Origin of the sequence: Plantactinospora alkalitolerans (genome assembly GCF_015690345.1) — a bacterium.
Lineage (GTDB): Bacteria > Actinomycetota > Actinomycetes > Mycobacteriales > Micromonosporaceae > Plantactinospora > Plantactinospora alkalitolerans.
Map to the genome: position 1 here is coordinate 1 of NZ_JADPUN010000427.1, position 20,126 is coordinate 20,126.

A 20,126-nucleotide genomic window follows, 5' to 3' on the forward strand; every position below is an offset into this window, starting at 1 on the left:
GGTGCGGACGGCCCACCCGGCGCCGTGGGGGCGGGGGGTTCTGTCTTCCGCGCCAACCACGGACGGAACTCCGCCGGGCCGCCGCCCGACGGCGGATGGTCGACCCCTGACGTGAGTGGCGCTCGCAGCATTGTGAGCCGCCTACCGGCCCGTAGGAAACCCCGGATCGACCGCAGGCGGCCATTGTCGGATATCCGACACAAGTTACGGCCGGAAATCGGGCGCTGCTTCCATGCCCGGCCGGCGCGAACGCCGACGGTCCGAGACGGCCGGCGTCCGGGGCACGAGACGGGCGGCGTCCGCCTCCGGCCGTACCCCGGCGCCAGGTTGTCGCCCCGGTGTCAGTCGCGTACCGCCCGCACGGCGTCGGCGAGCCGGCGTACACCCTCGTCGATCTGGTCGACCGTGACCCCCGAGTACGCCAGCCGCAGCGCGTGCTGCCCGCCCTCGACGAGGAAGTCACTGCCCTTGACGACCGTCACACCACGCTCGGTCGCCGCCGGCACCAGCCGATCCACCCGCACGTTCTGCGGCAGCTCGATCCAGAGGAAGTAGCCGCCGTTCGGTTCGGTGAACCGGACATCCGGGATGTGCTCCCGCAGCGCCGAGCCCAGCGCGGCGGCCCGCTCCCCGAGCGCGGTGCTGACGGTACGGATCGACCGGTCGATGTCGCCGGAGACACAGAACTGGTGCACGATCGCCTGGGCCACCATCCCCGGCGAGATGTAGAGGTTGGTCGCCTCCTTGGCGATGTCGGCGATCAGCGCGGCCGGTCCGACCAGGTAGCCGACCCGGACTCCCGGACAGACCGTCTTGGTGAAGCTGGAGGCGTGCACCACGCTGCCCCGCTCGTCGAGCGAGAGCATCGAGGGCAGCGGCTCGCCCCGGAACCGGATGTCCGCGTACGGATCGTCCTCGAAGATCGTGAAGTCGTACTCCGCGGCCAGTTCGAGGAGGGCCTGTCGCTTCTCCAGCGCCAGGGTCACCCCGGCCGGGTTCTGGAAGTTCGGAATGATGTGCGCCAGCTTCGGACGTACCCCGGTTTCCAGCAGCTTGCCCAGCTCTTCGGTGTCGATCCCGTCCGGCTGAATCGTCACCGCGTGGATCTCGCTGCCCTGCTGTTGCAGGTTGAGCAGCGTCCGGTCGTACGTCGGCCGTTCCACCACGACCGCGTCGCCCGGCCGGATCAGGTGCGCGAACAGGAACGCGTCGGCCTGGAGGGACCCGTTGGTGACCAGAACCTGGTCGACTCCGACGCCGTGCTTGTCGGCGATCCACTTCCGCAGGGGTGGGTATCCGACCGATGTCCCGTACCCGGTGATGCCGGCCGGATCGGCGTCGAAGGCGCGTCCGGCCGCGGCCTTCAGCCCGTCGATGTCGACGATGTCCAGCGACGGCGCCCCACGGGCGAAGGAGATCAGCTGCTCGGCAGTCATGACTCCCCAGCCTACGGGCGCTCCCGGCGTCCGGGGCGCAGGCACGACAATGTCCGTATCTTGAGCAACGGAGCCGCGCAGCCCCCGGAATCGGGCGGGCGGGCCGGTCAGATCGACGCGACCGCCGGGGCGTCGACCCAGACCCGGACGATGTCCCGGACCGAGATCATGCCGAGCACCTCGCCGTCATCCAGCACCACTAGGTGCCGGAAGCCGCCCCGGGCCATCGCCTCGGCCGCCTCGTGCACCGTCCAGTCCGGGCCGGCGTAGACGACGTCCCAGGTCAGGTGGGCTGCGGTCCGTTCGACATCGCAGTCGAGCCCGGCGCCGATGGCATTGAGAACATCGCGTTCGGTCATGATGCCGATGCCCTCGGAGTCGGGATCGACCACGACCGCGGAGCCGACGCCCCGCTGGGACATCATCTGGGCGGCCTGCCGAAGCGTGTGCTCCGGACCCACCACGAGAACGTTGCTGGACATCGCTTCGCGTACCCGCATCACACATCACACCTTCGGGACGGGACGGGCGGTACCGGTAGGAACAGACTGGACGTTCGAGCCGGGAAGTACAAGCAGGCGGTGGGAGGCCTCGGGTCGGGGTGACTAGTCTCGACGCGTGTCCACAGAGCCCCTACGCTGCGCCGGAGCCCTCGTCGTCGACGACGAGGGCCGGATCTTTTTCCAGCGACGGTCCCCCAACCGTAAGCTCTTTCCCAACACCTGGGACATCGTCGGCGGTCATCTCGATCCGGGCGAGACCGTCGAGGAGGCGCTGTTCCGCGAGGTCACCGAGGAGACCGGCTGGACCGTCTCGCTGATACTGGGTCTGGTCGGCGAGTACCGGTACACCGGAAACGACGGCCTCGACCGGATCGAGTCCGATTTCCTCGTCCGGGTCGACGGTGACCTCTCCCGGCCCCGGCTCGAAGCCGGCAAGCACACCGAGTTCCGGTGGCTGGCCGAAAACGAGGTCGGCGTTCTCGACGAGGGCCGCGACCCCGACGACGGACTGATCCGGCAGATCGCGGAGGACGCCTTCCGTGCCCTGCGCCTGATCGGCCTGTGAACGACCTCGTCCCGCTCGCGCCGCACCAGGCCGCCGCGCTGGTCTGGCCGGCCGTCGACCGGGTCTTCCGCGCCGCGATGACGGCCGCCCGGAACCGGGGCGGGGCGGAACTGGTCCAGCGCTACGGCGGGCCGGCCGCTGTCGGCTTCCTGGTCGACTTCCGGACCCGGCTGGCGGCACCGGCCGGAACCATCGGCGGTACCGGCCTGGCCGCCCTGCTCCGCTACGGCGACCAGGCCGAATGTCAACGTGCGCTCGACAAGCAGGTCGCGCACGGCATGATCCATCGGCAGCCGGACGGCGGGATCCTCGCCACCGAGCGCGGCCGGGCCTTCCTCGGCGAGCTCTACGAGTTGCACGCCGAGGTGACCCGGGAGATCTGGACCGGGCACCCCGAGCGGGTACGCCGGCTCGTCGACACGATCGGCCGGCTGCTCGGCGCCGCACTCGACGCCCCACCACCCGCGCTCGACCTCCTGCCGGCCGGCGGGACCGGCCCGACCGACGGCGGGCCGCCAGATCCGGGTCGACCGGCCGATCCGGGCCGACGGGCCGATCCGGGCCGACGGGCCGATCCGGGCCGACGGGCCGATCCGGGCCGACGGGCCGAGGTCGGCGCGTTCGGCGCGATGGCGCCGCCGTACGAGCCGGACGGGACCCCGGTCGGCGTCCTGCTGCTCAACCGTCTCGGCACACTGCGTTACCACCGTGCGGACGCGCACGCCGCCGCCTGGCAGGCTGCCGGGCATACCGCGCGGACGATCGTCGACCTGACGTCGGGGCCGGAACGGCTCGCCATCGAACTGGAGACCGACCGGCGGGCCGCCGGCCCGTACGCCGTACTCACCCCGCCCGAGCGGCTGCGACTCCTCGCCGACCTGGCCGCCCTGCCCGGCTGAGCCGGGGTACGGCCAGCCGGTTCGACGGCGGCTCGTGCGCGGAACCGTGCCGCAGGCGGCTACGGTCGACACGGATTGGCCCAGGATTCGCCGGGAATTCGTGCTGCCGTCACGCGGCGCTATCCTCCCAGCGGTGGTGATTGTCGCGAGGAAGGATCCGGAATGATCGGTATGGTGCTGGCCGCAGGTGCGGGCCGCAGATTGCGCCCGTACACGGACACCCTACCCAAAGCACTCATTCCGGTCGACGGGGAGACGACGATCCTCGACATCGCGCTGGGCAACCTCGCCGAGGTCGGACTCACCGACGTCACTGTGGTGGTCGGGTACGCGGCCGAGGCCGTCGAGTCGCGGAAGGCCGCCCTACAGGACCGGTACGGCGTACGGCTGACCCTGGTGCACAACGACCGGGCCGAGGAGTGGAACAACGCGTACTCGCTCTGGCTGGCCCGGGACCACTTCGCCCAGGGAGCGCTGCTGGTCAACGGCGACACCGTACATCCGGTGAGCGTGGAGAAGACCCTGCTCGCCCAGCGTGGCCCCGGCATCCTGCTCGCGATCGACAACATCAAGAAGTTGGCCGAGGAGGAGATGAAGACCGTCTTCGACAGCAGCGGCCAGCTCACCCGGATCAACAAGCAGATGGACCCCGCCGAGGCGTACGGGGAGTACATCGGCGCGACCCTGATCGAGTCCCGGATCGCCACCGAACTGGCCGACGCCCTGGAGACGACCTGGCGGCGCGATCCGAACCTCTACTACGAGGATGGCTACCAGGAGTTCGCCGACCGGGGCGGCGAGGTACGGGCCGCGCCGATCGGCGACGTCTCGTGGGTCGAGGTCGACAACCACGACGACCTCGCCCGGGCACGGGAGATCGCATGCCACTACTAGCCCGTACCGTCAACACCCCGCTCGTGATCGACGTGCGTCGCGGCGCCGTCGCGGACCTGGGCGCGCTGCTGGCCGACCGACGCATCTCGGCCGGCGGCGAGGTGGCCGTGGTGGTCGGGCCCGGTCAGGGTGAGCGGATCGCCGAACTGGTTCGTCCCGGCCTCGGCAACGCGGACTTCTTCACGGTGGCCGGTGGCAGCCTGGACGCCGCCCAGGAACTCGGTGAGAAGCTGCACCGCCGCTCCTACGACGCGGTGGTCGGGATCGGTGGCGGCAAGACCATCGACACCGCCAAGTACGCCGCGTCCCGGTACGCGATCCCGATGGTGACCGTGGCGACCAGCCTGGCCAACGACGGCATCGCCTCGCCGGTCGCCTCCCTCGACCACGACGGCGGAAAGGGCTCCTACGGGGTACACATTCCGATCGCCGTCGTGGTCGACCTCGACTTCGTGGAGAACGGCCCGGACCGGCAGACCCAGGCCGGCATCGGCGACGCGGTGAGCAACCTCAGCGCGGTCGCCGACTGGGAACTGGCCCATCGGGTACGTGCCGAGCCGATCGACGGGCTGGCCGTGACGCTGGCCCGGACCGGGGCGGAGGCGCTGGTCAACCACCCAGGCAAGATCACCGACGACGGCTTCCTCACCACCCTGGCCGAGGCGCTGATCCTGGGCGGGATCTCGATGTCGATCTGCGGTTCGAGTCGACCGGCCAGTGGCGGCTGCCACCTGATCTCGCATGCGCTGGACCGGCTCAATCCCGGGCCCGGATCGCACGGCGAACAGGTCGGGCTCGGGGCGCTGTTCTGCACGTTCCTGCGTGGCGACCTGGAACGGTTCGGCCAGATGGCGTCCTGCCTGCACCGGCACGGATTGCCGACCACCCCGGCCGAGCTGGGCCTGAGCGACGCCGAGTTCGTCGCGGCGGTACACCACGCGCCGCGTACCCGGCCGGACCGGTACACCATTCTCGAACACCTCGACCTGGCTCCTGACGCGATCGGTGAACGGCTGGCAAACTACGTCGATGCACTCCGTGAACATCTCGGCTGAGTTGTTGCCCCCGCCCACCGCCGCCGACTTCTACCGGGTCAACCGGGGCGGTGGCCTGTTCAGTGAGGCGATCAGCCAACGGATCGGCGCCGGCATGGCCCTGACCGCGCACCGGATGGGACTGCCGCCCACCGCACTGACCATGGGCAACCTGGTGCTCGGGCTGGCGGTCTCGGTGACCGTGGTGACGCTGGCCGGGCAGGTGGCCAGCGGGGACGTACCGGCCTGGATCGTCGGCCTGGTCGCGCTGGTCGGTTGGCAGTTGGCGTACGCCCTGGACTGCGCGGACGGGCAGCTTGCCCGGGTCACCGGCCAGGGCAGCCCGGCCGGCGCCCGGGTCGACGTGCTCTGCGACGTGGCGGCCCAGATCGCGCTGGTGACCGCGCTGTCGGCGACGGCGGTCGCGCAGCGGCCGTCGGCACCGACCTGGCTGGTCGCGGCGTTCGCCGGCACCTGGATGGTCAACCTGGTGACCTCGGTGATGGCCGCCGGCCCGAACGCGGCCAGCATGGTCACCTCGACCTCGCTGCCGGTCCGGCTGGCGAAGCTGATCCGGGACTACGGTGCGGTGATCTTCCTGGCCGGTCTGGTGCTGACCGTCGTGCCGGGATGGACGACCTGGCTCATCGCCGCGTTCACCCTCGTCAACGGCGGCTTCCTGCTCGCCAGCATCGCCTTCTCGGCCCGCGCCTCGCTGCGCTGAGCGCCGCCCGCTTGGTCGGTTAGGAAGGGACCCTTCTTCTACAGAAAACGATAAGAAGGGGCCCTTCCTTACAGCTTGGTGTAGACGTCGACGAGTTGCCGGGTGACGACGTCGGGATGGAACGTCCGCTCGTAGCGGGTGCGGGCGAGGGATGCGAGGCTGGCGGCCGTGGCACGGGCCGTCGGCAGCGCGGCGGCGAGGGCGGCGGGGTCGGCGGGGACGATCCAGCCGGCGGGGCCGGTGGGTTCGTGGGTGCCGACGAGGTAGGGGATGCCGCCGAGGGCGGTGCCGAGCACCGGGCGACCGGCGGCCAGGGCCTCGATCACCACCGTCGGAAGGACGTCGTGCCAGGTGGGTACGGCGAGGACGACGGCGGTGGCGCGGAGTGCGGCGGCCACGCCGGCCCGGTCGAGCGGGCCGAGGAACTCGACGTCGGCGCGTTCGGCGGCGGCGGCCTCGGCCAGGCCGCGCAGTTCTCCGTCGCCGGCGATCCGGAGTGGGCCGAGCGCACCGTCCGGGTGCCGGCGCCAGGCATCCAGCAGCAGCCCGACGCCCTTCTCCGGGGAGAGCCGGCCGAAGAACAGGAAGCCCTCGCCGAGCGGGGGTGGCGTCCCGGGGTCCGGGATCCCGTTCGGCTTGATCACGATCCGGTCGTCGGGGATGCCGTAGTCCCGCAGGTGCTCGGCGATGCCGGAGGTGAGCGCGATGTACCGGTCCACCGAGCGCCAGGTCGGCCGGTGTACGGCGAGCGTCGTCGCCATCAGCGCGCTCTGCGCCCGGGAGCCCCGGTAGCAGCGGTGCACGATCGCCGGCACGCCCAGCGCCCGACCCCGGCAGTCCTGGCAGATCCGGCCGTCCCGGAAGTAGAGCCCCGAGGAGCAGACCTGGCGGTAGTTGTGCACGGTCTGCACCACCGGTACCCGGTGCTTGTGCGCGGTCCGGACCACCCAGGGCGAGAGCAGCGGGTACGGGTTGTGCAGGTGCAGTACGTCCGGCCGGTGCTCGGTGATCAGCCGGCTCAGCTCCTGCTGCGCCTTCGGGGCGTAGATCGGCGATATCGGCAGCAGCGCCTTGGCGGCCGGGGAGAACTCGGCGATCTCGTCGGAACTGCGCAGGAAGGGATGAACCTCCACGCCGGCCGCCCGGAGCTGGACGATCTCCTGGTCGACGATGGTGTTCTCGCCGGACGGCTGCGCCTCCCGATAGCGGTTGTGCGCGACGATCACCTGCACGCCGGTTGCCCTCCTGTCGTGACCGCCGCCGACCCGGCCACGCGTCGAGCGGGCCCGGTCGGATGGGCGCGCATTGCCGCACCCGGGGGATTGAACGCTACCGTTTACCTCGTGCCTGAGTTACCGGAGGTGGAGGCCCTCGCCGGTTACCTGCGGAAGCGGGCGGTCGGCCGGCGGGTCGACCGGATAGAGGTCGCGGCGATCAGCGCCCTGAAGACGTACGACCCGGCGCCGTCGGCGGCAGCGGGGCGGGAGGTCGTGGACGCGGGTCGGCACGGCAAGTTCCTGGACGTACGGCTGGACGGCGATCTGCACCTGGTGGTCCATCTGGCCCGTGCGGGCTGGCTGCACTATCGGGAGGCGTTCAACTCCACACTTCCCCTCAAACCCGGCAAAGGACCCATAGCCCTTCGGGTACGTCTCGACGACGGCTCCGGCTTCGACCTCACCGAGGCCGGTACGCAGAAGAAGCTCGCCGCCTACCTGGTTCCCGATCCGGCGCTGGTGCCCGGGGTGAGCCGACTCGGGCCGGACGCGCTCGCCGCCGACCTGGCGACCTTCACCGAGCGGCTCCGCAGCCGGCGTGGACAGGTCAAGGGCGTACTGACCGACCAGGAGGTGCTGGCCGGCATCGGCAACGCGTACTCGGACGAGATCCTGCACGTCGCGAAGCTCTCGCCGTTCGCGCTCACGAACCGGCTCTCCGACGCACAGCTGGCGACCCTGCACGCGGCGGTCCGGGAGGTGCTCGGCGACGCCGTCACCCGCTCGATGGGGCAGCGGGCCGCCGAGTTGAAGGGGGAGAAACGGGCCGGGTTGCGGGTACACGCCCGGACCGGCCTGCCGTGTCCCGTCTGTGGCGACACCGTCCGTGAGGTGTCGTTCGCCGACTCCAGCCTGCAGTACTGCCCCGGCTGTCAGACCGGCGGCAAGCCGCTCGCCGACCGCCGCCTCTCCCGGCTCGTCCGCTGAGCGACGGGTGTTTGTCTGTTGAGCGATTGTGCTTGTACGTTGGGTGACCCTGAACTCTTGATCAGAGCAGAAAACGCCCACGAGGCGATGAACCGGCCTGTGCTGGGCTCTACCGCCAACGCTTTCCGTCGGTATAGTGACCCGGTCTGCGACTCTGCTCTGGGGCGGCCCGGCTCTTTCCGCCGGTGGAGCGGGCGGCGTCCTGTCCCTCGGGTCGGCGTCCCCGCAGGGCCTGCATGGGAGAGACTGAGACGGTGGGCGACCCGAGCCCTTACGGCAGATGGGCGGCACGTGTCACGCGGGAGGACGTGGGTGAGGTGACGACAAGCCTCCAGCGCCCGGTAGGCAACGCTGGCCAACCGAGCACCCTGCGGCACGTCGACAGCTTCGAGATCCAGCCGCCGACCGCTCCGCAGCCGAATGGCGTACCCCGGTCCGCGTGGGCGCGGGCCCACCGGCGGGTGTCCCGCTGGCACCGGCCGTACATCGCGGCGCTCCTGCTGCTCGACTTCGGCGCGGCGGTGCTGGCGAGCTGGATCGCCATCGCGAGGTTCGAGCAGGCCAGGGCCGGTTTCCAGACATCCGCCTGGTTCCACACCGTCTCGTACCTGCTGCTTCCACTCGGCTGGCTGATCGTGCTCTGGGCCAACGGGGCCTACGACCGGCGCTACCTCGGGCTCGGTACCGACGAGTTCAAGCGGGTCACCCGGGCTGGGGTGGCGGTCGCGGCGAGCGTCTCCTTCGTCACCTTCGCCACCAACACCGACCTGTCCCGGCTCACGGTCGGCACCGCGCTGCTCGGCGCGATGCTGCTGATCCTGTTCGCCCGCTACCTCGCCCGGTTCGTGCTGCACACGATCCGCCGCCGGGCCGGGCAGGCCGCCCAGCAGGTGGTGCTGGTCGGCACCTTGCCCGAGGCGCTCGAGGTCTACACGGCGGTCAGCCGGAGCCCGGCCGCCGGGCTCATCCCGGTGGCCATCCACCTCACCGACGGGTACGCGGCGGCCCGGGGCATCGAGACCCCGATCCCGGTCTACGCCGGCCGGGACATCCTGTCGCTGGTCCGGGAGGTCGGCGGCGACACCATCGCGGTCTGCGGCTCGGCCAGCACCGAACCGGGCGAGCTGCGCCGGCTCGCCTGGCAGCTGGAGGGGTCCGGGGTCGACCTGATCGTGGCGCCGCAGCTCACCGACATCGCCGGTCCCCGGGTGCACATCCGGCCGATCGAGGGCCTGCCGCTGCTGCACGTCGAGGAGCCGACCCTCTCCGGCCCGGCGCTGCTGGCCAAGAACCTGCTCGACCGGCTGGCCGCCGGATTCGGACTTCTGCTGCTCGTTCCGCTCTTCGTCACGATCGCGGTGGCGATCCGGCTCTCCGACCCCGGGCCGGTCTTCTTCCGGCAGCCTCGGGTCGGCCACGAGGGCCGGACGTTCCGGGTCTGGAAGTTCCGGACCATGTACGTCGACGCCGAACAGCGCCTCGCCGGCCTGGTCGACCAGAACGAGACCGACGGCATGCTGTTCAAGATCAAGGACGATCCCCGGGTCTTCGCGGCCGGGCGGTTCCTCCGGGCCAGTTCGCTCGACGAGTTGCCTCAGCTGATCAACGTGCTCTGGGGCGAGATGTCCCTGGTCGGTCCCCGCCCGCTTCCCGCCGACGACGGCGACTTCCTCGGCGACGTCCGGCGCCGGCTGCTGGTCCGGCCCGGCATCACCGGGCTCTGGCAGGTCTCCGGCCGCTCCGACCTGTCCTGGGACGAGGCCGTGCGACTCGACCTCTACTACGTCGACAACTGGTCGCTGGCGTACGACCTGAGCATCCTGTGGCGGACCATCGGGGTCGTACTGGCCCGCAAGGGCGCGTACTGACGGCGCCGAGGCGCGTACCGACGACGCGGGGGCGCGTACCGACGACGCACCGGCAGCGGCGCGATCCGGACCGACCGGGGACGGGATCCGGATGTACGCGGGCTTGGCGAACCGGGCGGAAACCGTCAGGATCTCTGCGTGGGGCCGAACCTTTCCACGGCGATCGCCGTGGTGGCGATGATCAGCGCGTTGGGCGCTGCGCTCTTCGCCGTCGTCCGGCTACGAGCCCGGCGGGGAATCGCCACCGCCACCCAACGGGCCACCTACGACGTTCTGCACACCGCCGGCCTGGCCGCCGAGCCGCTCCGCGCCGGGCTCACCCCGGCCGGCGCCGCCAAGGCGGTACGCCACCTGCGTACCCTGGTCGGTTCCGCCGGACTGGCGTTGGCCGACCGCGACCGGCTGCTGGCACTCGACGGCCGGGGCGGCCACCACGGCCAGCAACTGCTCGCCGCCGCCGTCCAGACCATCAACATGCGCCGGTCCACTGTGCTCGGCGAGACCGAACTGCGCTGTGACCGGGTCGACTGCCCGGTCCGGGGCGCCGTGATCGCCCCGCTGACCGGTCCGGACGGCCGGGCCACGGTCGCGCTGGTGGCCATCGCCGACGACCAGCCCGCGCCGGGCCTGGTGCAGGCGGCGCTGGAGACCGCCCACTGGGCCGGGGCCCAGCTCGCGCTCGCCGAACTCGACTCGTCCCGGGAGCGGCTGGCCCGAGCCGAGGTACGGGCGCTGCGGGCGCAGATCAGCCCACACTTCATCTACAACGCCCTGACCGCGATCGGATCGTTCGTCCGGACCGATCCCGAGCGAGCCCGCGAACTGATCCTGGAGTTCGCCGAGTTCACCCGGTACTCGTTCCGCGCCCACGGGGAGTTCACCACGCTCGCCGAGGAGTTGCGGTCCATCGACAGGTACCTGACCATCGAGCGGGCGCGGTTCGGTGACCGGCTCCAGGTGCGGCTACAGATCGCCCCCGAGGTGCTGCCGGTCAGCCTGCCGTTCCTGTGCCTGCAACCGCTGGTCGAGAACGCCGTCCGACACGGATTGTCCCGCAAACCGGGGGTGGGAATGGTGAGCATCGAAGCACGCGACGCCGGAGCCGAGTGCCACATAACGGTCGAGGACGACGGCGTCGGAATGGATCCGGCCGTACTGGTCTCCGGGATCGCCGAGGCCGCGGCCGACCCGTCCGACGACTCCGGCCAGCACGTCGGGCTCTCCAACGTGGACGAGCGACTCCGGTCGGTCTTCGGCGACCAGTTCGGCCTGGTCGTGGAGACCGGCCTCGGATCGGGTACGAAGGTGAGCATGCGGGTGCCGAAGTTCCACCGCCACGTCCGGGCCAGCGCATGAGCGGACGCGGCGAGGTGTCGGCATGACCGGATTCCTGCGGGTCCTGGCGGTCGACGACGAGCCTCCCGCGCTCGACGAACTCGCCTACCACCTGCGGGCCGATCCCCGGGTGGCCCGGCTGCACACCGCCGGCGACGCGACCGAGGCGCTGCGGGTGCTCCGGGACGCCGACGTCGACGTGGTCTTCCTCGACATCCGGATGCCGGGTCTCGACGGCATGGAACTGGCCCGGGTGCTGCGGCGGTTCGCCCGGCCACCGGCGATCGTCTTCGTCACCGCGTACGACGACGGGGCGGTCGACGCCTTCGACCTCGGCGCCACCGACTACGTACGCAAGCCGGTCCAGGCCGAACGGCTCGCCGAGTCGCTGCGCCGCGTCGTCGGCTCGCGGGTGGTGCCGACGCATCCGGCGGCGATGGCGAGAGCCGAACCCGATCCGACGATCCCGGTGGAGCTGGCCGGCACCACCCGGATGCTGCCCCGCTCGGCCGTACGGTGGGTGGAGGCGCAGGGCGACTATGCCCGGCTGCACACCGCCGACGGTTCACACCTGGTCCGGGTACCGCTGGCCACCCTCGCCGAGCGCTGGGCCGACGCGGGATTCGTCCGGATCCACCGGTCGTATCTGGTGCAGCTCCGCCTGATCGCCGAGCTGCGGTTGGCGAACTCGGGCTACGTCGTCGTGGTCGACGAGACCGAGTTGCCGGTCAGCCGGCGGCACACCCGCGAACTGAAGGACAAACTGGTCCGCGCCGCGAAGCAGGACTGGAACCGCTGACGCCGGATCAGCCCGTAGCGTGGAAGGGATGAGCTCCAGCGACGACGGCCCGGAACTCCGGCGCCGGAACAGTGAGCGGTACCAGTGGGAGAAGGATCGGGTACGGCTCAGCGAGGCCGAACGGCGCTCGACCGGCGGGACCGAGCGGGACACCGGCCTGAGCACCCACGATCTCGACTTCCACACCGAGTACGCCCGGATCGAGGCCGACGAGGACCTGGCCTCGGCGTTCGGGGTGCCGACCGGTACTCCGCTGCTCCGCCGGGTCTACCGGACCAGCCGCCGGAGCGGGGCCGTCCCGCTCTCCGCCTCGTGCTCCTACCTGCCGTACGAACTGGTGGCGCGGAACCCGGACCTGCTGGACCCTGGAAACGAACCCTGGCCGGGCGGTACGCAGCACCAACTCCACACCGTCGGCGTCGAGCTGGCCCGGGTGCAGGACCAGATCCGAACCCGCCCGCCGTCGCCGAGTGAGGCCACGATGCTCGACCTCGAACCGGAAGTCTCCGTCCTGACGCTGCGCAAGATCTCGGTGGACGTCACCGGACGGGTGGTCGAGGTCGCCGACGCCGTGTTTCCCGGTGATCGGACCGAACTGGTCTACACCACGGTCCTGAAGCGGTGGGACGCATGACACGACACCGGCTCTGGTGGACCGGTCTGGTAGCAATGCCGGATGACGCACTTCGATGACCTGAGCGCCTACACCTACTTCGAAACCGAGAGCATCGGGCACGACTGGGGGTGGCTCGAGTTCCGACCCCGGTACGACCGGCTCAACATCGGGTGGCTGGACGCTCCGGCCGGCTTTCCGGTGGGCTCGACCCCCGAGTGGTTCGCGGACGCCCTGCGGAACATCGCGGCGGGACCGCTGGTCAACGCCACCCGCGGATTCCATGCGTGCACCTTCTGCCCGAGAGGGCCGAATGACTCCCCGCTCCCGGTAGAACATCCCGGCGGCGCGGTACTGCGGGCAAACGCCGAGATCAGGGTGCCGTGGCGTACCGGCGCGATGTTCGCCGCGCCAACACTCGTCTGGCACTACGTCAGGGCGCACTCGTACCAACCGCCGGAGAGCTTCGTTGACGCGGTCGGGTCGTACGACCCGTCCTGGGCAATGGATGGAAGCCCGTGGATACCGACCGACGCCGAACGTCTCACCTTCGACTGAGCGGACGAACGACCCGGCCCACCGCTGGAATCCACCGCCCTGGCAGCGGAACCGATGCGCTTCCCGGTGTCTTTGCACGGGTGGACACCATCCCAGGGAGGTACGGCAATGACTGAACGAATCCGGTCGCTGCTCGACGCGGCAGTCGAAGACACCCGGCCACGGGTTGTCGACCCGGTGTCGGCGGTGCTCCGGCGCGGTCGGGCCTCGCGGCGGCACCGGCTGGCCGGCGCTGGGGCGTCCGGGGTGGTGGCGGTCGCCCTGCTCGCCACCGGCGGCCTCGTCGTCGCGAACCGAGGTGGCGGCGAAACGACCGGCGCCAACCCCTCCGCGAGTGCCAGCGCCCCACCCACCCTTCCCTCCGAGCCGAACAGCCGACAGACGGTAGCGGCGACGGTGACCGACGAGGAGGTACGCGCGAACGGCCTGATCCTGACCGTTCCGGACGGCTGGCGGGTCGTCAGTGGCCAGCGGGTCACCGACTGTGAGGTGGCACCCCGGTCGGTGCTGGTCAACGTCGTTTGGATGCGCAACGAGAGGTGCCACGGACGCGCTGACATTATCCGGCTTCACTCCTGGTTTCCGCCCCACTATGGCTTGTCGGAAAAACCGAGTTCCAAGGTCTTCAGCGAGGGCGTCAGCGAGTTGGTCCTGCCGGGCGGGCAGCCAGCCTGGCTGTCCGACAACGACATCTTGAACTTCGAGAGGTTCCAAAGGTCGGCCTCCTTCAACCTCGCGGTCCCATGGGCCGGAACACTGCTCGAAATCCAGGTGCCTCTGAAGGACCTGGATTTCGTCCTCGGCTCGATCCGGAGCGAACCGGTCGTACCCGGACGGCTGGTCCTGCCGGAGACCCCGCCGCGCGTGACGGTCGGCCAGCGGGGCCGGGACCGCATCGACTCCACCGACGCGGCCGCGATCGCCCAGGTGCTGGAGCGGCTGCGTGGACTGGACCAGGTCGTCCAGACAGACGAACTGCCCTGCGCTTCGGCGCAGCCGCTGACCCCGGGCCGGAAGCTGGCCGCTAAGGACATGGCCACAGTCACGTTGCACTATCCGTCCGGTTTCGCGCAGGCCGTGGTCGCGATCAGCAGCACCGACGAGTGCGCCTTCGCCACCTCGTCGATGGGCGGTCGGGTCCGGCTGCCCGCCGGCTTCCTGGCCGAGATCCGGGCCCTGCTCACCGACGGGGAGGGCTGATGGGTAAGCGCGGGTCCGAACCGGACAGTTTCGCCGAGTTCGTCAATGCCCGCTACGCCGCCCTGGTCCGGCACGGCACCCTGCTCACCGGGGACCACGGACACGGCGAGGACCTCGCCCAGGAGGCGCTGGTCAAGACCTACCGTGCCTGGCACCGACTGCACCCGGACGGCGACGCGGACGCGTACACCAGGCGGGTGATGGTGCGTGCGGCCTGGCGGGCCGGACGGCGGCTGTGGCGCCAGGAGGTCCCCACCGGGGAGCTGCCGGAGCGGCGGGCCGCCGACCCGTACGAGCCGCGAGACACCGCCCGGCTCGTGCTGACAGCGCTGCGCGAGCTGCCCGCCCAGCAGCGGGTGGTGCTGGTCCTGCGGTACTGGGCCGGTCTGAGCGAGCAGGAGATCGCCGGGATGTTGAACTGCTCGACCGGCACGGTGAAGAGCCGGGCCAGCCGGGCGATCAGTGCCCTCCGTCGCGTCGATGGTCCGCTCGCCGAGGCGTTTCAGGTGTCTTCGGCGGGCTTGACGTGACCGGACGTTGAAGGCCCCGGCGGTCACACCCGCTCTCGGGCACGGGCGAGCGAGGGCTACGAGCGGCGCCGGACCCGATGCCGGGCACCGGGTCCGGACGCCGTGTGCGGGGTCAGCGGGCGGTCGCCCTGGCACGTAGGGCATTGACGGCGTTGACCGCGGTGCCGACGTCGCGGCACGTGACGAGCCGGCAGGTGCCGTCGGTCAGCCGGAGGGCCAGAACCGGGCCGGGCAGCAGCGGTAGCGTGCGATCGGTCGCGCCGCGCAGCATTCCCCGGGTGAGCCAGGTTGCCGCGTCCAGGGAAGTCTCCTCCGCAGCGGCGATGGCGGTCAGCGGCAGTCGCCATCGGACCAGACCGAAGGTGAGCCGGACTCCGCGCGCGTCGATGGCGAGCCGGTAGCGGGTGAACGGGAGCAGTACGGGCGCGGTCACGGTCGGCGCCAGCCCCGCCCAGCCGGGCACGCCGACGAGGGGCACCAGCACGGCGGCGAGCAGGAGACCGGAGAGGGCGAGCGCCACCATCGCCCAGACGACCGGGCGCAGCGAACGCGACTCCCACCAGAGCAGTCGCTCGTCGTCGACTGCGGAGGTGGGCTGGGCCCGCTGCGGCGCTGCGGCGCTCACGGTCGTCGCAGTGGGGTCCGAGGGCCGTTCCGGGGCACGGCCCGCCAGCAGGATCGCCACGAGTCCTGACCCGGCGGCGACCACTGCCGGCACGGCCATGGTGGCGGCGAAGTAGCCCCAGGAGATGTTGACGTCGGCTGCCGTGGTCGCGTCGAGCGCCGCTCCCAGCACCATCAGCAGGATCGTCACCGCCGCGCTGGCAACGGTGGCGACCGCGACCTGCACACCGGCGCGTAGCCAGTGCCGGGGTATCCGGGGCAGCCGGCCGGCGGCGAGGAACACGACGAGCCCGGTGATCCATGCGGCGAGGGCCACTCCGATCAGGATCGCGGTCAGCGTGTCGACCGGGATCGTGGTCATCACCGGGCGGTCGCCGACGCCGCCCTGGTTGGGTAGGCGATCCGGCAGGCGCTCCCGCCATGCCAGCGTCAGGGCCGTCGCGCCGCCGAGCAGCGCTCCTGGCAAGAGACCGATTCCGGCAATCCACCGTACTGTCCTCATCCGCCTGCCTCCTTCGCGTATTGCTGGCGTACCAGTGCGACGACCTCGTCCAGGCCGACGCCGGCCCGCCGCGCGTCGCTCACCAGGTGCCGCACCCACTCGATCACCTGCGCCCGCTCCCGGGGCACCGCGCCGGTCACCACCGCGCCACGACCGCGCCGCAGTTCGATCAGCCCGTCGTCGCGCAGTGCCGCGTATGCCCGGAGAACCGTGTGCATGTTGACGTCCAGGGTGTCGGCAAGCTCCCGGGCCGCCGGCAGCCGATCACCGTGCCGCAGCGCGCCCTCGGCCAACCCGCGACGCACGTTGGCCGCGATCTGCTCGGCGAGCGGCGTTCCGCTCGCCGGTACAACACTGAACAACATGTTTGCATACTACTAGAACAAGTCAAGCAATGTGGTGGCCCGGGCGTCCGGCGCGGCGCGTCGTCGGCCGCGTCCGGCCTGGTGTCCAGGCCGGGACGCGGGCGTCTCCAGGGCAGGCTTCCCGGTCAACGGGGCTTTCGCGCTCAGCCGCGTCCATCTTCGGCGGTGGCGAGCGCCGACCGTGGCGTCCGGGCGGCCAGCACCGCAGCCAGGACGGCCAGGACCGCGCAGCCGGCCACGACGGCCCCCAACGACGACCACGGCAGGTCGACGGCCATCGGTCCGGCCACCCGGGCGAGCGCCGCCCACAGCCCGGCCAGGCTCACCACGGTGGTCGCGGCGGCGAGAACCACACCTACCGTGACCACCAACAGCGACTCGCCGACGACGTAACGCCGGATCTGGCCGGCAGTGGCACCGACCAGACGCAGTGTGGCCTGTTCGGCGGTACGCTGCGACGCCGAGATGAGCCCGGTGTTGACGATCGCGACAGCCAGAAACGCGAGCAGGATCCCCAACACCACGAACAGTCCGAGCCGGCTGGCCTCGCCCTGCCGTCCGCTCTCGCTCGCCGACCAGTCCAGCCGGGTGACGGTCCGGGCATGTTGGCCCGCGGTCGCCTGCCGCAGGGCGGTCATCGTCGCCTCCGCGTCGACGCCCGGACGCAGCTTGACGTACCCGACCGACGGCATCGCGTCGAACGCATGCGCGGCGGTCACGTACGCGCTGGTCGCCGCCAGTCCGGGGATCACTCCGGCGACGGTCAACGTGGTCTGCTCGCCGTCGCCGAGCCAGACCCGCGCGGTGTCGCCGACCTTCAGTCCCCAGTCCTGGCCGACCACGACACTGTCGTCCCGGAGATCGGCCAGCGAGCCCGCGATCAGCGGTGGAAGGTCGTACACCACGGACATCCGGGTCGGGTCGATCGCCTCGGCCGGACGCCGGATCAGCGCGGTGTTCCCTTCGAGGGTGTACACGCTGGTGGGAGTCGTGGTGGCGACGTCGACGCCGGGAACCGCCCGCAGCCGTCGCACGAGTTGGTCGCTGAGTCCGGGGGCGCCGTCCGGCAGCACGAGGTAGTCGGCCAGGACCGGCCGGACCCGGGCGGCGTCCCTGGCGTCGTCGGTCAGCGCGGACGCCCCGAGAAGGGAACCGGTGAGCGCCACAGCCATCATCACCGGCGCGGCCGTGGCGGCGGTACGCCGCACCGAAGCGACCGCCCCGGCGGAGACCAGCACACCTCCCGCACCCCGCAGGCGCATCAGCGGCGCGGTCAGTACCCGGGTCACCGGTGCCACCACGGCCGGCGCGAGCACCCCGATGGCCGCGATCAGCAACATGATGATCGGCATGTACGACTTGCGGTTGGTAGCCGAGCCGGGGTCGGCCAGGACGGTCACCAGCATCGAGATCAGCGCCCCGGCCAGCGTGCCCAGCCCGAGCAGCCACCGGATGAAGGTCATCGCCCGGGGCTCGACGGCCGCCTCGCGCAGCGCCTCGACCGGACGTACCCGGCCGGCGCGCCAGGACACGACGAGCGTGCCGAGTAGCGCCACGGTCAGTCCGCTGGCCGCCGCGACGATCGCCGGTACGGACGAGTCACTCACGGTCATCCACGGCGAGGCCATCTTCAGTCGTACCAGCCAGTGCAGGATCGGGCCGGCGGCGAACGGGCCGAGCAGGCTGCCGAGCGCGGAAGCGATCACGGCGATGACGCCGGCCTCCGCGTAGAGCATCCGCCGCACCTGACCGGGCGTGGCTCCGATGGTGCGGAGCAGGGCGAACTCGCGCCGGCGCTGCCCGATCGCCAGCGCGAAGGTCGACGACATCACGAAGATCGCGATGAAGGCCGCGAACCCGACCGCGATCCCGACGATCGTGTTGGTGTCGTTGCGATGGTCAGCGTCAGCCTCCCGGTCGGGATCGACCAGCGCCCGGTCCTGACCTTCCAGCACCCGCCAGGGTCCGGCCGCCGGGAGGTCTGCCGTCGTACCCCAGACCGCGAGGGCGTCGATGCGCGGCGAGAGCCGGGCCGCCTCGGCGTCGGTGAAGAAGACCACGGGTTCCGGCCCGGTCGTGGTCACCCCGACCACCGTGTACGGCTCGGAGCCGGCGGAGGTGTGCACCTCGACCCGGTCGCCGACCTGCGCGCCATTGCTGACCGCTATCTCCCGATCGCCGCCCGGTGCCCGCCCCGAGGTCAGCTCGTACGGTGCTGTCCGGGCGGCCGACCACGGCCGTCCCACGCTGCCGGCCGGGGCATCGGGCAGGGCCGCGTAGAAGACCCGGTCCACGACGGACCGTGGAATCCGGCCGGGCAGGTCGGCGGGCAGCCCACGCGGCTCGGCCAGCGGGGCGCTGTCACCACCCTGCCAGGTCGGGACCGTGAGCTGGTCGTCCGGCACCACGACCACCGGTGTGCCGGCGTAGCGCTGCGGCGCCCGGTCCGGCGTGCCGATGCTGGAGGCCAGCACCTGGCCCATCGCCGCGATCAGGGCGACGCCGAGGGCCAGGGCGAGAAAGCACCCGACGAAGGAGACCCAGCGCAGGCGGAGGGTGCGTAACGCGGTGATCAACATGATGCGGCCTCCAGCCGGGTCAGGTCGGCGATCACGGTGTCGACCGTGGGATCCGACCGGGTCTCCGCCACCCGTCCGTCGGAGAGGAAGACGACCTGGTGCGCGTACGAGGCGGCCACCGGATCGTGGGTGACCATCACCACGGTCTGACCGCGCCGGTCCACCAGCTCACGCAGCAGGGTCAACACCTCGCGGCTGGTACGGGTGTCCAGCGCACCGGTCGGTTCGTCGGCGAACAGCACCGCCGGGTTGGTGGACAGCGCCCGGGCGATCGCGACCCGTTGTTGTTGGCCACCGGAGAGCTGCCCCGGCCGGTGCGTGGCGCGGTCGGCGAGTCCCACCTCGGCGAGGCAGGACCGTACCAGGGCCCGGTCCGGGCGTCTGCCGGCCAGCCGCAACGGCAGCTCGACGTTCTGCTCGGCGGTCAGTGCCGGTAGCAGATTGAACGACTGGAAGACGAATCCCAGGTGCTCGCGGCGCAGCAGGGTGAGCCGGCGCTCGCTGAGCTTGGTCAGCTCCTGGCCGGCGATGATGACCCGGCCCGAGTCCGGCCGGTCGAGGCCGGCGGCGCATTGCAACATCGTGGATTTCCCCGAGCCCGACGGCCCCATCACGGCGGTGAAGGTGCCGGCCGGGAATCCCAGGGTGACGTCGTCCAGCGCGGTTACGTCGTTGCCGTAGCGCCGGGTCACCGACAGCAGCCGGACGGCGTCCGAGGTCTGGTCGGTCATCATGGTTCTCCTGTCCGCTGCCTGCGTGGTCCCGCTGTTCACCGGACGGTCGCGGCGGTCGGTCCGGCCACGGCGGCGGCATCCGGGCGCGCGGTGGGGGCAGCCGGAGTGGTCGGGGCGGTCGGGGCGGTCGGGGCGGTCGGGGCGAGCGTGCGGTACAGGG

General features: G+C 71.3%; 20 protein-coding genes. 13 read left to right on the plus strand and 7 right to left on the minus strand.

Features of this window, described 5'->3' with window-relative positions:
* Positions 1–341: 341 nt before the first annotated feature.
* Both I0C86_RS41850 and I0C86_RS41855 read right to left on the minus strand, forming a co-directional pair.
* Positions 342–1,436: an aminotransferase-like domain-containing protein gene (locus I0C86_RS41850; protein WP_196206856.1), complete on the minus strand. Its 1,095-nt coding sequence runs from the start codon at positions 1,434–1,436 to the stop codon at positions 342–344.
* A 107-nt stretch (positions 1,437–1,543) separates the two neighbouring features.
* Positions 1,544–1,936, minus strand: a complete 393-nt coding sequence (locus I0C86_RS41855; RefSeq protein ID WP_196206857.1) for a CBS domain-containing protein — start codon at positions 1,934–1,936, stop codon at positions 1,544–1,546.
* A 118-nt stretch (positions 1,937–2,054) separates the two neighbouring features.
* On the opposite strand from I0C86_RS41855, the gene I0C86_RS41860 reads away from it, so the two are divergent.
* The 5 genes from I0C86_RS41860 to I0C86_RS41880 all read left to right on the plus strand — a co-directional run bounded on the left by I0C86_RS41860 (position 2,055) and on the right by I0C86_RS41880 (position 6,055).
* Positions 2,055–2,504 (plus strand): NUDIX hydrolase, encoded by a 450-nt coding sequence (locus I0C86_RS41860; protein ID WP_196206858.1) that lies wholly within the window; start codon positions 2,055–2,057, stop codon positions 2,502–2,504.
* Entirely contained in the window at positions 2,501–3,403 is a 903-nt protein-coding gene (locus I0C86_RS41865; protein WP_196206859.1) for a hypothetical protein, read from the plus strand. Before I0C86_RS41860 ends, I0C86_RS41865 begins: the two co-directional genes overlap by 4 nt.
* Before the next feature lie 162 nt (positions 3,404–3,565).
* Entirely contained in the window at positions 3,566–4,297 is a 732-nt protein-coding gene (locus tag I0C86_RS41870; RefSeq protein ID WP_196206860.1) for a phosphocholine cytidylyltransferase family protein, read from the plus strand.
* Positions 4,285–5,352, plus strand: a complete 1,068-nt coding sequence (locus I0C86_RS41875; RefSeq protein WP_196206861.1) for an iron-containing alcohol dehydrogenase family protein — start codon at positions 4,285–4,287, stop codon at positions 5,350–5,352. Before I0C86_RS41870 ends, I0C86_RS41875 begins: the two co-directional genes overlap by 13 nt.
* On the plus strand, positions 5,327–6,055 hold the full coding sequence (locus I0C86_RS41880) for a CDP-alcohol phosphatidyltransferase family protein (RefSeq protein WP_196206862.1): 729 nt from the start codon (positions 5,327–5,329) through the stop codon (positions 6,053–6,055). Before I0C86_RS41875 ends, I0C86_RS41880 begins: the two co-directional genes overlap by 26 nt.
* 68 nt (positions 6,056–6,123) lie before the next feature.
* On the opposite strand, the gene I0C86_RS41885 is transcribed toward I0C86_RS41880, so the two are convergent.
* A complete protein-coding gene (locus I0C86_RS41885) occupies positions 6,124–7,287 on the minus strand; it encodes a glycosyltransferase family 4 protein (protein ID WP_196206863.1) in 1,164 nt (387 codons plus the stop codon).
* 111 nt (positions 7,288–7,398) lie between these two features.
* Here I0C86_RS41885 and I0C86_RS41890 point away from each other — a divergent pair, with 111 nt between their 5' ends.
* From I0C86_RS41890 to I0C86_RS41925, 8 genes are all read left to right on the plus strand, one after another.
* A complete protein-coding gene (locus tag I0C86_RS41890; RefSeq protein WP_196206864.1) occupies positions 7,399–8,259 on the plus strand; it encodes an Fpg/Nei family DNA glycosylase in 861 nt (286 codons plus the stop codon).
* A gap of 308 nt (positions 8,260–8,567) precedes the next feature.
* Positions 8,568–10,127 carry a sugar transferase gene (locus I0C86_RS41895; protein WP_323374165.1) on the plus strand — a complete coding sequence of 520 codons (1,560 nt, stop codon included), beginning with the start codon at positions 8,568–8,570 and terminating at the stop codon, positions 10,125–10,127.
* A gap of 138 nt (positions 10,128–10,265) precedes the next feature.
* Entirely contained in the window at positions 10,266–11,483 is a 1,218-nt protein-coding gene (locus I0C86_RS41900; protein ID WP_196206865.1) for a sensor histidine kinase, read from the plus strand.
* A gap of 22 nt (positions 11,484–11,505) precedes the next feature.
* Positions 11,506–12,261 (plus strand): LytR/AlgR family response regulator transcription factor, encoded by a 756-nt coding sequence (locus tag I0C86_RS41905; RefSeq protein ID WP_196206866.1) that lies wholly within the window; start codon positions 11,506–11,508, stop codon positions 12,259–12,261.
* Positions 12,262–12,289: 28 nt separating this feature from the next.
* Positions 12,290–12,895 (plus strand): UTRA domain-containing protein, encoded by a 606-nt coding sequence (locus I0C86_RS41910; RefSeq protein ID WP_196206867.1) that lies wholly within the window; start codon positions 12,290–12,292, stop codon positions 12,893–12,895.
* Positions 12,896–12,937: 42 nt separating this feature from the next.
* Positions 12,938–13,432 (plus strand): DUF7919 family protein, encoded by a 495-nt coding sequence (locus tag I0C86_RS41915; RefSeq protein ID WP_196206868.1) that lies wholly within the window; start codon positions 12,938–12,940, stop codon positions 13,430–13,432.
* 108 nt (positions 13,433–13,540) lie between these two features.
* A complete protein-coding gene (locus I0C86_RS41920; RefSeq protein WP_196206869.1) occupies positions 13,541–14,632 on the plus strand; it encodes a hypothetical protein in 1,092 nt (363 codons plus the stop codon).
* Positions 14,632–15,162: a SigE family RNA polymerase sigma factor gene (locus I0C86_RS41925; protein WP_196206870.1), complete on the plus strand. Its 531-nt coding sequence runs from the start codon at positions 14,632–14,634 to the stop codon at positions 15,160–15,162. Before I0C86_RS41920 ends, I0C86_RS41925 begins: the two co-directional genes overlap by 1 nt.
* A 112-nt stretch (positions 15,163–15,274) precedes the next feature.
* Here the strand turns inward: I0C86_RS41925 and I0C86_RS41930 are convergent, their stop codons facing one another.
* From I0C86_RS41930 to I0C86_RS41945, 4 genes are all read right to left on the minus strand, one after another.
* On the minus strand, positions 15,275–16,288 hold the full coding sequence (locus tag I0C86_RS41930) for a hypothetical protein (RefSeq protein ID WP_196206871.1): 1,014 nt from the start codon (positions 16,286–16,288) through the stop codon (positions 15,275–15,277).
* Positions 16,285–16,653: a GntR family transcriptional regulator gene (locus I0C86_RS41935; RefSeq protein WP_196206872.1), complete on the minus strand. Its 369-nt coding sequence runs from the start codon at positions 16,651–16,653 to the stop codon at positions 16,285–16,287. The genes I0C86_RS41930 and I0C86_RS41935 overlap by 4 nt, the downstream gene beginning before the upstream one ends.
* Positions 16,654–16,796: 143 nt before the next feature.
* The gene (locus tag I0C86_RS41940) at positions 16,797–19,232 is read right to left on the minus strand and encodes an FtsX-like permease family protein (RefSeq protein WP_196206873.1); all 2,436 of its coding nucleotides are present in this window, start codon (positions 19,230–19,232) and stop codon (positions 16,797–16,799) included.
* A complete protein-coding gene (locus I0C86_RS41945) occupies positions 19,226–19,966 on the minus strand; it encodes an ABC transporter ATP-binding protein (protein WP_456319986.1) in 741 nt (246 codons plus the stop codon). The genes I0C86_RS41940 and I0C86_RS41945 overlap by 7 nt, the downstream gene beginning before the upstream one ends.
* Positions 19,967–20,126: the final 160 nt, after the last annotated feature.